A 13,404-nucleotide genomic window follows, 5' to 3' on the forward strand; every position below is an offset into this window, starting at 1 on the left:
AGGGGGCGGTGAAAGCGGTGGACGGCGCGGGAATGGCGCATTACTCCATGGGAGGGAATTCCGGCGCCGCACAGGCGGGACGCACGAGGCGGCCATAGGCTTCCGGTAATGGGGAGGGCAAGACTGCGCCATTCCAGCCGAGGAGACCCGATGGCTGAACGCATTGTCCATCGACGTGGTTACCGAAAGGGCCTCGCCGGTGAGATGCTCGCAGAATTCATGGGGACATTCGTCCTTATTCTACTGGGCGTCGGATCGGTGGCCGTCGCCGTCGTCGGCCTGCCCGGATCAGGTCGGCAGACGGCGGACTTCGGCCCCGCCAACTGGCTCATCATCTCGTGGGGCTGGGGTCTCGCCGTGGTGTTCGGCGTCTATGTGGCCGGCGGTATCAGCGGCGCCCACATCAATCCCGCGGTGACTCTGAGCTTCGCCGTACGAAGGGATTTCCCCTGGCGGAAGGTCCTGCCCTACTGGCTGGCACAGGTCGTGGGGGCGTTCGTCGCCGCCGCGCTCGTCTACGCGTCCTACCGGTGGGCGATCGACGCGGCCAACACCAAGGCGGGTGTCCCGCGGGACCAGTCACTGGCGACATACTCGATCTTCGCCACATTCCCCGCTGAATACTTCGGGGGTTCCTGGTGGGGCCCCTTGCTCGACCAAATCATCGGCACCGGGATTCTGCTGCTGCTGATCTGTGCACTCATCGACACCCGCAATATGGCTCCGATGTCCAATCTGGGCCCTTTCCTCATCGGTCTGGTGGTCGTCGCGATCGGTCTGACGTTCGGCACCAACGCCGGCTATGCGATCAATCCCGCCCGAGATTTCGGCCCCCGGCTGTTCACTTTCTTCGAAGGCTGGGGCTCCATCGCCCTACCAGGAACCTTCCAATGGTTCAGCGGTTATTGGTGGATCCCCATTGTCGGCCCCCTCATCGGCGGCGTCCTCGGAACCCTCGCGTACGACCTGATCATCAGCCCGGTGCTCAAGGCCAGACTCGAGGACGCCGAAGAGGGTCCGGCCACCGAGCAGCCCTAGGGCCCGGCCGCAGGCGGACCCGCTCGCACAGATTCCCGCACGACCACGAGAAGAGGTGGCCGCGATGCCCGACTTCGTCGGCGCGGTGGACCAGGGCACCACCAGTTCACGCTTCATGATCTTCGACCACTCCGGGAACGAGGTGGCGAAGCACCAGCTCGAGCACCGCCAGATCCTGCCTCGGTCGGGGTGGGTCGAGCACGACCCGGTGGAGATCTGGGAGCGCACCAACACCGTGATCCAGAACGGCCTCCGCGCCGGGAATCTGTCGGCCACCGACCTCAAGGCCATCGGCATCACCAACCAGCGCGAGACCACCGTGGTCTGGGACCCGCGCACCGGCCGCCCGTACTACAACGCCATCGTCTGGCAGGACACCCGCACCGACAGCATCGCCGCCGCACTCGAGCGTGACGGCCACGGCGAGGTCATCCGCCACAAGGCCGGCCTGCCGCCGGCCACCTACTTCTCCGGCGGCAAGATCAAGTGGCTGCTGGAGAACGTGGACGGACTGCGCGAGGCCGCCGCGGCGGGTCACGCCCTGTTCGGCAACACGGACGCCTGGGTGCTGTGGAACCTCACCGGCGGACCGAACGGCGGGGTGCACGCCACCGACGTGACCAACGCCAGCCGCACCATGCTGATGAACCTGGAGACCCTGGACTGGGACGACGAGCTGCTGGAGATCTTCGGCGTCCCGCGCGCGATGCTGCCGGTCATCAACCCCTCGTCCCATCCCGAGGCGTACGGCCAGGCCCGCACCTCACGGCCGCTGAGCGCCCCCGTGCCGATCACCGGCGTGCTCGGCGACCAGCAGGCGGCGACCGTCGGCCAGGTCTGCTTCTCCCCCGGCGAGGCCAAGAACACCTACGGCACCGGCAACTTCCTGGTGCTCAACACCGGTACGGAGCTGGTGCGTTCGCAGCACGGGCTGCTGACGACGGTGGCGTACCAGTTCGCCGGCAGCCCGGCGGTCTACGCCCTGGAGGGGTCCATCGCCGTCACCGGCGCGGCCGTGCAGTGGCTGCGCGACCAGCTGAAGATCATCACGAGCGCCCCGGAGAGCGAGCGGCTGGCGCTTTCGGTGGAGGACAACGGCGGGATGTACTTCGTGCCGGCCTTCTCCGGTCTGTTCGCCCCGTACTGGCGCTCCGACGCCCGCGGCGCCATGGTCGGCCTGGCCCGGTACAACACCGGGGGACACATCGCGCGGGCCACGCTGGAAGCCATCTGCTACCAGAGCCGTGACGTGGTCGACGCCATGGAACAGGACTCGGGCGTGCACCTGGACGTGCTCAAGGTCGACGGCGGTGTGACCGCGAACGACCTGTGCATGCAGATCCAGGCCGACGTGCTGGGTGTGCCGGTCAGCCGTCCGGTGGTCGCCGAGACCACCGCACTGGGCGCCGCCTACGCCGCCGGGCTCGCCACCGGCTTCTGGCGCGACACCGACGAACTGCGCTCGCACTGGCAGGAGTCGAAGCGCTGGAGCCCGGTGTGGAGCGAGGAGCAGCGCCAGGACGGCTACCGGGACTGGAAGCGCGCCGTGGAACGCACCCTGGACTGGGTCAAGGTCACCTGACCCGGCGGTCGGCACGGCGGTCGACGGTCGGCACGGCGGTCAGCGGTCGGCGATGTCCTCGCGGAGGCCGTCGGAGAACTCCCACCATGACAGCGGGAGCCAGTCGCCGTTGACGAAGGCGTCCACTGTCGCGCCGCGACCACGGACCGTCACGGTCGTTCCCGGCGGGTAGGTGGTGCCGGACAGTCCGGGCACGGGGACGAGCAGGATTCCCAGCCTCTGTGCTGCCATGTTCCACCACTCCCTTCTCGGCGCGACGCCGATTATTCACATATCCGGAGATTACCGGTTTGCCTGATCGGGGAGTCCGGAGAATCATGAGAGATGAGTCACGCGGACAGCGCGGGCGGGGGCGTGGCCGTCGCACACGTATGCCGTCGAGTGGAGGTCTCAGCATGAAGGCCGTCGTGTACAAGGAGCCGTTCAGCGTCGCGGTCGAAGACGTCGAGAAGCCCAGCATCCAGCATCCGAACGATGTGATCGTACGGGTCACCTCCACCGCGATATGCGGCTCCGACCTGCATATGTACGAGGGCCGCACCGCCGCCGAGCCCGGCATCGTCTTCGGCCACGAGAACATGGGAGTCATCGAGGAGGCCGGCCAGGGCGTCACCTCGCTCAAGGAGGGCGACCGCGTGGTCATGCCCTTCAACGTCGCCTGCGGCTTCTGCACCAACTGCGTCGAGGGGTTCACCGGCTACTGTCTGACCGTCAACCCGGGCTTCCCCGGCGGCGCGTACGGCTACGTCGCCATGGGGCCCTGGAAGGGCGGCCAGGCCGAGTACCTGCGCGTTCCCTACGCCGACTTCAACTGCCTGAAGCTGCCGGCGGGACAGGAGCACGAGACCGACTTCATCCTGCTCGCGGACATCTTCCCCACCGGCTACCACGGCTGTGAACTCGCCCAGGTCCGCCCCGGTGAGAGCGTCGCGGTCTACGGCGCGGGACCGGTCGGCCTGATGGCCGCCTACTCGGCCCTGCTGCGCGGCGCGAGGAAGGTGTTCTCCGTGGACCGGGTCCCCGAGCGGCTGCAGAAGGCCGAGGAGATCGGCGCGATTCCGATCAACTTCGCCGAGGGCGACCCAGTGGAGCAGATCAAGGACCAGACCGAGGGCATCGGCACGGACAAGGGCGTCGACGCGGTCGGCTACCAGGCGTCGGCGCACGGCGCGGACCACGAGGAACCGGCGACCGTCCTGAACTCGCTCGTCGGTACGGTCCGGGCCACCGGAGCGCTCGGCGTGCCCGGCCTCTACGTCCCGTCCGACCCCGGAGGCCCGGACGAACAGGCCAAGCAGGGCATGCTCCTCGTCGCGATCGGCAAGCTCTTCGAGAAGGGCCTGCGGATGGGCACGGGGCAGTGCAACGTGAAGCGCTACAACCGACAGCTGCGCGACATGATCATCGAGGGCAGGGCGAAGCCCAGCTTCGTCGTCTCCCACGAACTTCCCCTGGACCAGGCGGCGTCGGCCTACGACAAGTTCGACAAGCGCATCGAGGGCTACACCAAGGTGGTGCTGCACCCGTAACACCACGACGCTCCGGCCCGAAAAGCGAAGAGCGTGAGCACCGAACCACTCGAGTGCTCACGCTCTTCCCTGCCGCTACGTGGTGATCAAGGCGGGGGTGCGCGCGGGCGTGTGCCCGGGGGTGTGCAACCGGCGGTGGTGGATGCTCCCTGTTCAAAGGGACTGTCATCGCGCAACTCTCGCTGGCGAACAGCGAATTCGCCCCCGGGAGGCGCACGGTGAAAAGGTTCTTCGGGAAGGTCCGACCGGCCGAGCCGGAGGTGTCCGACGCAGAGCGCGAACTGTTCGGCGGCCCGCTGCGCTACGACATGGGGTGGTCCCAACACGAGAACGCGCGGCTGGACCTGACCCTGGCGTCCGCACTCCGATCGATGCCGGCTCTGGTCGGCGCGACCCTGCGCATGGCGTGGAAGGCGGACCGCCGGGCGCTCATCGCCGTCGGGATCAGCGAGGTCGGGCAAGGCGTCGCCGCTGCCGTCGGACTGCTCGCCGTCAACGCCGTCATGCACGCCCTCCTCGGCTCCGGCAGCGCCGTGGAACGGCTGCACGCCCTGTTGCCCGGTCTGCTCGCCATCGCCACGATCGCCGTCGTCAACTCGGTTCTCGCCGGATGGTCCACGTCCCGGGCGGGCCGTCTGGAACCGCTCGTCGAGCGGATCGCCACCACCCAGTACCTGGCTGCCGCCGTCTCCGTCGAGCTGGAGGCCATCGACGACCCGGACTTCCGCCGCCTGATCGACATCGCCCAGTACGGCCCGGCTTCCGCCCGCCGCATGATCGGCGCCTGTGTCGCCGCGCTGAACAGCACCATCTCCCTGGTGGCCACAGCCGGCGTGCTCACCGTCCTGCACCCGGCGCTGCTGCCCATGCTGATCCTCATCGCCGCGCCGCGCGGCTGGGGCGCCATGCGGGTGGCCCAGGAGCGCTACGTGTCGGTGATGAGCTGGATCGAACACCTGCGGGCCAGCCGCCTCATCGGCAATCTCCTGACCGAGCGCACCGCCGCCCAGGAAGTACGCATCCACGGCGTCGGTCCTTTCCTGCTCGGCCGGTACAAGCACATGGCCCGAAGCGCCGAGGCCGAGCAGGAGCGGCTGGCCTCCAGCAAGGCGGTCACCGAGTGGGTGGCCGCCGCGCTGTCCGGAGTGGCGATGGCGGCCACCTACGGAACCATGATCTGGCTGGTCATGAGCGGGCACATGAACCTGGCGGTGGCCGGCACCGCGGTGATCGCCGTCCGCTCCGGCTCGGCGAGCCTGGGGGCTCTGGTGATGAACATCAACACCCTGCACGAGGAGTCCCTCTATGTCCGCGATCACGGACGCTTCCTGACCGAGGCCGCCCGACACGCCATCCCCAAGGCCGGCGATCCGGTCCCGAAACAGGTCCGGCAGGTCGCCCTCGACCGGGTCACCTACCGCTACCCCGATCGTGAGGCACCGGCGTTGGACCAGGTGACGCTCACCCTGCCCATGGGCTCGGTCACGGCCGTGGTGGGCGAGAACGGTTCCGGCAAGAGCACCCTCATGAAGATCCTCTCGGGCCTGCTGCTCCCCCAGGAAGGGATCGTGCGGTGGGGCGACTCGGACATCACCGGCCTGGAACGCTCCCAGGTCTTCGACCGCGTCGCACTGCTCACCCAGGATTTCGAACGCTGGCCCGTGACGGCCGCGATGAACATCCGCATCGGACGCCCCGGCCACGACGCCACGCCGGAGGACCTGCAGGCATCCGTCGACTACGCGGGGGCCGGCCCGGTCGTCGCCAAACTCCCCGACGGGTTGCAGAGCCTGCTGGCCCGTGTGTTCCGCGGAGCCATCGAACTGTCCGGCGGCGAATGGCAGAAGATCGGCCTGGCCCGCACCCACTGGCGTAGCTCGACCTCGTCGGCGGACAGCGTCCTCATCGTGGACGAACCCACCTCCGCCCTCGATCCGGAAGCCGAGATCGAGGCGTTCAGCCGCATCCGCCGGCTCGCCGCACCGCACCGCGCCGTCGTCCTCGTCACCCATCGCATGTCCGGCGTCCGCCACGCCGACCGCATCTACGTCCTGCACCGGGGACGCCTGGCCGAGCACGGCAGCCACGACGAACTCATGGCCGCCCGGGGGCGCTACGCCGCGATGTTCGACGCCCAGGCCGCCCAGTACGTCCCCGCAGGCACCGTCCCTCGCCCCACCGCACCCGCCTGACACCCCCGCCCGAAAGACCCGCTCACGCCGCGCAGCCCCTCCTCCCCCTCCTCCCGCCCCTCCCGGCGGCTCCGCGGCCAAGGCCCGCACCCGTCCCCGGAACCGTTCGCCGCCGGAGCCTCTACTCCCGTCCCGGAGTGGTGCCGGGACGGGTGGTGGACAGGAACGTCTCCCAGTCGGCGCGGCCGCCCGCGCCCAGTACGCCGACATCGGCCCCGAGCTCGCCGGTGGACGGCTCCCGCAGTTCGCGGCGGGCGACGCGGGCGACCACGGACGGGAAGAGCGGTCGCAGGGGCTGGCACCAGCGCAGCCACGGCGGGGCGTAGACGTGCCGGGCGCGGTGTGCGATGCCGGTGGCGAGCCAGTCGGCCACCTGGTCGGGGCTGTGCACTCGGCGTGCGAACCACGGCTGGTGCCGGCGCAGGGCCCGCAGGACCGGGTGGTCGTCGATGCCGGCGACCATGTCGGTGCCGGTCCAGTGGAGGTAGGCGATGCCGACGGTGACCCCGTCGGGCTCCACCTCACCCCGCAGGGCCTGGGCGAAGGACTCCGCGCCCGCCTTGGACGCGCAGTACGCGCTCATCATCGGCGCGGACCCGAAGGCGGCGGTCGAGGCGATCTGCAGGAAGTAGCCGTGGGTGCGGGTGAGCTGCGGCAGGAAGGCCCTGGCCGTGTTCGCCGACCCGACGAGGTTGACGTCGACGACGCGCCGCCACAGGTCGGCCGCCGTACGGCTGAAGGGGCCGCCTGCGGCGATCCCCGCGTTGGCCACGACGACGGAGGCCGGCCCGAGCCGCTCCTCGATCTGCCGTGCGGCCTCGTCGAGCGCGGCCTGGTCGGTCACGTCCGTCTCGACGCAGATGCTCGAAGAGGTCAGGGCGGCCGCCGCCCGGGCGAGGGTCTTCTCCTCACGGCCCAGCAGGGCGATGCGCATGCCGTCCGCGGACAGGCGCCGGGCGAGAGCCTCGCCGACACCGCGGGCCGCCCCGGTCACCACGGCGACGCGCCCGCGCAAGGGGCTGTCGTGAGCCGCGGCATGTACACGTGTACCGGTGAAGGTGCGCATGCGTTCCTCTCCTCTCCCCCGCCCGTCACGGGCGTCACGACACCCTGCTCCCGTCGGTCTCGCCGACGGGAATCGAGCGTCGTACGGGCGTCAGGAGTCCTGACGGCCGGGCAGCACGCAGCCGCTCCCACCCGTCACTCCAGCACACATCTCCAGGTGAGGCGAGCCCGATCGGCTCGACCCGCTGGATGTCGTGAAACAGGTCGAAACCACCAGCGCTACCACCGAACCGCAGGTCAGCCGCTCTTTCCCGCAGGCTCCAGGATCGCCACGCACTCCACGTGGTGCGGCATCGGAAAGACGTCCGATGACGAGGGAGCTCCGGTCGCCATCGGCTCGGTACGCGTCGGATTCCGTGCTCACCACACATGGGGGACGCACCTCAACGGGACCCTGGCCCGAGGTCCGCGAGCAGGTCGTCCAGCACCGCTTCCTCCTCGATCCGGACACCGTGCTCGACGAGAGCGGCGGCCAGGGCAGGGTCCCAGGGAGTCGCGACGGGCGGGCCCGTCAGCTCCGGGGCTTCGGCCACCGCGGCCACCGCGGCCACTGCCGCCCGGTAGTGGACGGCCTCGTAGCGCCACGGCCGCCAAGGAACGCTGTGCGCCAGTGTCGCGGCGATGCGTACGCCGCCCCAGTCGAAATCGCCGTGGTAGAGAAGGTCGGCTCCCCGTGCGGAGAGGTCGCGCAACAAGGTGAGAGCGGCGGCCGACGGTTGCCCCTGGAGGCACACCATGGGCGGGCATGCCGGCCCCAGGGTGTCGGCGGCGGCGGACAGCACGGCCGGGTTCTCGCAGAGATAGACGGTTCCCGTCACCGGCACGGCGGCAACCGGTGCGCGACGGGTGAGGGAGCGGAGCGTCAGCACCGCCGGCTCCCCCGCGTCGGCCATCCAGTCGAGGGGTGGGGTACCGCGCAGGTTGAGGGTGAGGACGGTCGAGGACAGGTCGTCCTTGAGCAGCCCCGCCGAGGCCCATGCCTCCCGCAGCCACTGCGCACCGGAGCCGTCGGGGAAGCCGGTGAGGGAACGGATGCCGGACAGGACGAGAGTGGCGAGCGGCGTCCCCTCGTCCAGGGCATGGGCGCCCGAAAGGTTCCGTGCCGCGAAGGTCGCCCGCGAGATCGGGGGTGACGCGGGCAGCGCACGCAACGCGCGCACGGCAGCCTGCACCAGGGGGCCCGCGGCCTCCGGTGTGCGGGCGAGGCGCCGTACGAGGCCGTCCCCGCGGACCCGCTCGGCCCAGGGCGCCAGTCCGGCACCGAGGGCGCCGAGCGGGGCGTACGCCTCCGCCCAGGCCCGTTCCTCCTCGGCCCGTACTTCCGCACGGAATGCGACGGGGCCGGTGAGGGCCACCACGGCGGCCGCCAGTCCGTCGGGGCTGACACCGGAGCGGCGCAGGACCGCGTCCACGGTGTCGAGGCGGATGCTCAGGGAACCGCCTGCTCGCGGCGCCCGCCCCAACAGGCGCTCTACGGCGAGGCGTTGGGACGCGTCGGGGGCGGACAGGGTGACGGAGCCGGTGAGCGGCCTCCCGCGTGTCATCCGCTGCCGGACGCGGTCCACGAGCCAGGCGAGGCCGGGGTCCCCGAGCAGACGGCCGAGACGCCCGGTGTCGATGCCGGCCCGGTCCCCGGCTTCCGGCGGCACGGCCGGCACCGTGTCCGCGACGGCGCCGTCCACCGGTGCCTCCCGCCCGGCCGCCGCGTGGGCCGGGAGAACACGACCGTCGCGGGCGGACGGATCCGTCGCAGGGTTCACGTCCACCGGGACTCCTGGCTTCCGGCACCTCCGGCACCTCCGATGACGGTTCGCCCCGGCTCACCGGGGGAACCCACCGGTCCCTCGGCCGCCTCGCCGAGCCCGTCGGCGAGGGGAGCCGGCCTCGACGCGTCCGCCTGTGCGCCGGGCTCCGGGCCGCGCCGCCGTTCGGTGCCGTCCCACTCCCACCGCGTCACCAGCACGGCGTCGACGTCGTCGACGCGGGAGAGCTGGGCGATGGCGATGCCCGGTACCTGGGGGTAGCAGGCCCATTCGCGTTCGCTGGTCATGACGACGTCGAGGTCGAAGGCGCGCAGCAGGCCGAGGCACTTGGCGCGCGAGTCGTCGTCGACGCCGGCGAACGCCTCGTCCAGGGTGACCAGACGCGGGGCGTACGCGCCGCCCGCGCTCGCGTAGTGGGAGGACGCGGCGGCGAACAGGGGCACGGACGCGGCCAGGACCCGCTCCCCGCCCGAGGCGGGCCCGGTGGCCGGCACCCACTTGCCGTGCTGGTGGCGTTCGACGCCGAACTCGTGCCAGGCCCGGTAGTCGAGGGCGGCGGTGAGGTCCTCCAGCCAGCTGCCGGCGCTGTCGTCGGCCTGCCGGCGGGCGATCTGCTCCTGAAGGAACGCGCCGACCGCGGCCCGGTCCTCGATCGACCAGGCGTCGGCGGACTGGCGCAGCCGTTCCCGGGCCTGGGCCAGCCCCTGCGGGGCCCGGCGGGACGCCCGCCACACCAGCCGCAGCTTCATCCCCGTGGAGGTCGGGCGTTCCTCCAACTCCCTGTTCATGGCGGCCACCTGCCGTTCGGCCGCCCCGATCAGCTCCTGGAGCGTCCCGGCGACCTCGGTGATCAGATGGGTCTGGAGGATCTCGCGCTCGTGTGCGGACAGGATGCGGGTCAGTTCCGCGACCTCGACGGCGAGTGCCTCGGTGAGGTCGGGCACGGCCCGTTCCCGGCCCTGGTAGACGATGTCGACCCGCATGCCGTCCTCGCTCGGGCGGGCGGTGGCGGTGTGGCCGTGCCGTGACAGCGCGTCCTGCAGTCTGCCGAACTCCTCGCTCAGCCGTTTCTGCACGCGCTCCCAGGCCGCGTCGGTGTCGTCGACCGAGGAGAGCCGGGACTCCACGGCCCGTGCGAGGGCGATGGCGGGGGTCGCCGCCCACGTGCTGCCGTCGTCCGGTACGGCGAGGTCGGGCAGGGCGACGGCGAGCAGCCCCGTCGCGGCGAACCGCTGGAGCGCCGCGACGGCTTCCTCCCGTGCGGCGGTCGCCTCGGTGACGTCCTCGGCGAGCCGCTCGATGCGCCCCTCGGCGCGGCTGGCGCGCCGGTCGGCGTCACCGTGCTCCGCCCGGGTCTGCTCCTGTTCGTGCGCGCAGATCCGGACGGCCTCGGCCGTCTCCTCCAGTTGCCGCTGGAGTTCGGCGACGGCCGCTCCGACGGTGGAGCGGAGCGTCGTGAGGTGCTCGTCCGCCGCGGCGGCCGTCCGGGCCGACTCCGCCGTACGCTTCGCGAGTTCGGAGACGAGGAGTTCGGCCCGGTGGGTCTCCTCCTGCTCGCCGGTCACAGCGCGCTCGGCTTCCGCCCGTTCGCGCAGTGCGGGCCACAGGGCCGCCAGGAGGGCGGTGTGGTCGGCGAGCGCCTGGCGCACGGCACCCAGTGCCGTGGGGTCGGTGGGGAGGTTCAGGGCGGCTGCGGTGTCGGCGAGTTCGGCCGCCGCGCGTTCGGCCCGTCGCGCCGCCGGGGCCAGTTCCGCGGCCCGTTCGTCCCGCCGGGCGCGGGCACGGCGGACCGCCTCGGCCGCGGCGGTGACGCGTGCGTGGGCGTGCCGCAGGTCGTCGTCGCCCGGCAGTGCGGCGAGTTCGGCGTCCAGTACGGCGCGGCGCCCGGCCACGGCGCGGGCTTCCTCGGTCAGTCGTTCGCGCTCTGCCGTCAAGTCGTCGATCTCGGCGCGCAGTTCTACGATCCGGACGCGACGCGCCTGCTCCCGGGCGCCCTCCCCCACGTACTGGGCATGGTCCTTGGCCCAGCTTCCGGTGAGCGCTCCGACGCGGAAGCGCCCGTCCGCGCAGACCCAGGTGTCGTGGCCGCCGGCATCCCAGGATGCCTCCCCGGGCCCGTCGCCGCCCGCGGCCAGCCCGATCGATGCGAGCAGGCGCGCGACCGTCTCCTCCCCGACGGCGGCGGCTCCCGCGTCCGCGGGGTCGACCTCCGGGTACAGCGCGCGGTCGAGACCGGACCCGCCGAGCAGTCCGACCGGGTCGAGCAGCACGTCGTGGCCGTCCGCCGCAACCGTGGAGCCGTCCGGCCGCACCCAGGCATCGAGGAGTCCCGAGGCTTCCAACGCGGCTTCCAGTCCCGCGCGTTCGGTCTCGGTGACGTGCGGACGGAAGTCGACCAGCCGCCACAGCGGAGCGCCGGGACCCCGGTCTCGTACGCCGGGGGTGCGGGTGTGAGGAGCCGACGGGCCTCGCTCCCCGCCCCTTTCGAGGGCGGTCAGTTCCTCGGTCGCCAGCCGCTGCCGCTCCGCCGCCGTCTCCTCGCGGTGGGCCAGCAGGGCCGCCCGGTCGGCCAGGCGGGAGGCGGCGGTGCGATGCGCCTCGATCGCCGCCGTACGGGCCGGCAGCGGGCCGTCCAGGGAGCTCACCCAGTCCTGTACCGCGTCCAGGACCCCCGGCAGCCCGGGCACCCGCAGCTCCCCGCACCCGGAGAGGTGCTCCCGCACTGCCGTGACCAGCGTCCGCCCCTCCCGGGCTACACCCTCCTCCGCCTCGGCCAGCCGCTCCTCGGCGTGCACGGCCTCCTCGTCGGCCTCGTCGGCACGCAGCCGGGCGGCCCGGTGCTGTTCCTCGGCCCGCTCAGCCCGCACGGCGAGTTCCGCCACGTGCTCGACGGCGCGCCGCCTGCTCGCCGTCGCCCCGTCCGCCTCCCGGCGCAGGACCGCCTCGGGGGCTCCCTCCGTCCTGGGGACGTCGAGCCGGGCGGCCGCGGCGCTCTCGGCCACCCGGCCCAGGATGTCGTCCAGAACCTCCCGGGCTGCCGTGAGCCGGTTGTCCGCGGTGGCGAGCCGGCCCAGGGCCCGGGTGTGCGCCTCGGCCGCCGTACGCCGGTCCGCCTCGGCCCGCTTCAACTCCCCGGCCGTGCGGGAGGCGTCGTCCGCCGCCCGGTCGAGCGCGCGGGCGTCTCGCATCTCGGGCCGGGAGCGGAGCGTGGCGTCCTGGGCGGCCAGCCGCGCGGCCCGCTCGTCGAGGGCGGCGCCCCTCGCCCGGGCCTCCTCGCGGTCCGCCACGGCCCGGTCCCGGTCCGTCTGTGCCTTGGAGAGTTCCCGCTGGAGGTTCTCGTACCGGGCGTGTTCACGGCGGGGCAGGCGGGCGCGGCGCCGGGAGGCGAGGCGGGCGTAGCGCCGGTAGTGGTCGAGGAATGTCGAGGACGCCTGTTCGGCCTCGCGGGCCGCCCGCAGTTCCTCCTTCTCCTCGTCCAGCGACCGGAACGCCTCCGCCGCGTCGGCGACGACCGCCTGGTCCATCGGCGGCAGCGCCTCGGTCAGCGCCCGGGACAGGGCGGTTTCGCTGGGCCGCTTGGAGAGCTGGGGCTGGCGCAGCTGGATCAGGAGGTCGACGAGGGCACCGTAGCGCCGTTCCCCGAGCCCGAAGAGCGCCTCGTCGACCGCCCTGCGGTAGGCCTTCGCCGTGTCGTACACCATGCCGCGGTCGCCGACGGCCTCGGCGAGCCGGTCCCGGGACAGGGCGGTCCGGGTCGCGTCCAGCAGGTCGAGGCCGGCGCCGATCCGCTGGTCCGTCACCGCGAACCAGTGGCGGGCGATGCCGCGTCCGGCGACCGCCTTCAGCCCGCACAGCAGGGTGCGGAAGTGCGCCTCGCCCGTGGTGTCGTCGAGCCGTCCGAACTCGATCCAGGTGTAGCCGAGCCGTTCGGGATGCGGGTGCGCTCCGCCCAGGAGCAGGTTCCACTCCATGCGCTTGCCCGGGTCGCCGTCGGGTTCGACACGGCGGGCGGAGAGGTCGCCGTCCAGGAGGAACGGCAGAGTGAGGGCGAGCACCTTCGACTTGCCGGTGCCGTTGTTGCCGCGCAGCAGCAGCCGGCCGTCGCGGAACCAGAACTCCTCGACGTCGTAGTGGAACAGGTCGACGAGCCCGATGCGCAGCGGCCGCCACCGGCCGGGCGCGGGGCCGGGGAGTCCGGGGCCGGGGAGTCCGGGGCCGGGGAGCGCGGTCACGGG

General features: G+C 72.1%; 8 protein-coding genes. 4 read left to right on the top strand and 4 right to left on the bottom strand.

Annotated features, from left to right (window positions below; all coding sequences use genetic code 11):
- Positions 1 to 150 precede the first annotated feature (150 nt).
- Positions 151 to 1,038 carry an MIP/aquaporin family protein gene (locus PYS65_RS09060; RefSeq protein WP_279333334.1) on the top strand — a complete coding sequence of 296 codons (888 nt, stop codon included), beginning with the start codon at positions 151 to 153 and terminating at the stop codon, positions 1,036 to 1,038.
- Positions 1,039 to 1,102: 64 nt separating this feature from the next.
- Positions 1,103 to 2,620 (top strand): glycerol kinase GlpK, encoded by a 1,518-nt coding sequence (gene glpK / locus PYS65_RS09065; protein WP_279333335.1) that lies wholly within the window; start codon positions 1,103 to 1,105, stop codon positions 2,618 to 2,620.
- Positions 2,621 to 2,659: 39 nt separating this feature from the next.
- Here the strand turns inward: glpK and PYS65_RS09070 are convergent, their stop codons facing one another.
- On the bottom strand, positions 2,660 to 2,851 hold the full coding sequence (locus PYS65_RS09070) for a hypothetical protein (RefSeq protein ID WP_279333336.1): 192 nt from the start codon (positions 2,849 to 2,851) through the stop codon (positions 2,660 to 2,662).
- Positions 2,852 to 3,015: 164 nt separating this feature from the next.
- Between PYS65_RS09070 and PYS65_RS09075 the strand changes: the two genes are divergently transcribed.
- Both PYS65_RS09075 and PYS65_RS09080 read left to right on the top strand, forming a co-directional pair.
- Positions 3,016 to 4,149 carry a glutathione-independent formaldehyde dehydrogenase gene (locus PYS65_RS09075; RefSeq protein ID WP_279333337.1) on the top strand — a complete coding sequence of 378 codons (1,134 nt, stop codon included), beginning with the start codon at positions 3,016 to 3,018 and terminating at the stop codon, positions 4,147 to 4,149.
- A 218-nt stretch (positions 4,150 to 4,367) separates the two neighbouring features.
- Entirely contained in the window at positions 4,368 to 6,341 is a 1,974-nt protein-coding gene (locus PYS65_RS09080; RefSeq protein WP_279333338.1) for an ABC transporter ATP-binding protein, read from the top strand.
- Positions 6,342 to 6,462: 121 nt separating this feature from the next.
- Here PYS65_RS09080 and PYS65_RS09085 read toward each other — a convergent pair whose 3' ends face one another.
- The 3 genes from PYS65_RS09085 to PYS65_RS09095 form a co-directional block, all read right to left on the bottom strand.
- Entirely contained in the window at positions 6,463 to 7,407 is a 945-nt protein-coding gene (locus PYS65_RS09085) for an SDR family oxidoreductase (protein WP_279333339.1), read from the bottom strand.
- A 382-nt stretch (positions 7,408 to 7,789) separates the two neighbouring features.
- Positions 7,790 to 9,172, bottom strand: a complete 1,383-nt coding sequence (locus tag PYS65_RS09090; protein ID WP_341483680.1) for a TIGR02679 family protein — start codon at positions 9,170 to 9,172, stop codon at positions 7,790 to 7,792.
- Entirely contained in the window at positions 9,163 to 13,401 is a 4,239-nt protein-coding gene (locus PYS65_RS09095) for a TIGR02680 family protein (RefSeq protein ID WP_279333340.1), read from the bottom strand. The genes PYS65_RS09090 and PYS65_RS09095 overlap by 10 nt, the downstream gene beginning before the upstream one ends.
- Positions 13,402 to 13,404: the final 3 nt, after the last annotated feature.

The organism is Streptomyces cathayae (assembly GCF_029760955.1).
Classification (GTDB): Bacteria; Actinomycetota; Actinomycetes; order Streptomycetales; family Streptomycetaceae; genus Streptomyces; species Streptomyces cathayae.

What these genes read in the sequence shown, in the direction of transcription:
- PYS65_RS09085 (WP_279333339.1), bottom strand. Translation starts at nt 7,407, where the DNA reads ATGCGCACCTTCACCGGTACACGTGTACATGCCGCGGCTCACGACAGC.
- glpK (WP_279333335.1), top strand. Translation starts at nt 1,103, where the DNA reads ATGCCCGACTTCGTCGGCGCGGTGGACCAGGGCACCACCAGTTCACGC.
- PYS65_RS09060 (WP_279333334.1), top strand. Translation starts at nt 151, where the DNA reads ATGGCTGAACGCATTGTCCATCGACGTGGTTACCGAAAGGGCCTCGCC.
- PYS65_RS09075 (WP_279333337.1), top strand. Translation starts at nt 3,016, where the DNA reads ATGAAGGCCGTCGTGTACAAGGAGCCGTTCAGCGTCGCGGTCGAAGAC.
- PYS65_RS09070 (WP_279333336.1), bottom strand. Translation starts at nt 2,851, where the DNA reads ATGGCAGCACAGAGGCTGGGAATCCTGCTCGTCCCCGTGCCCGGACTG.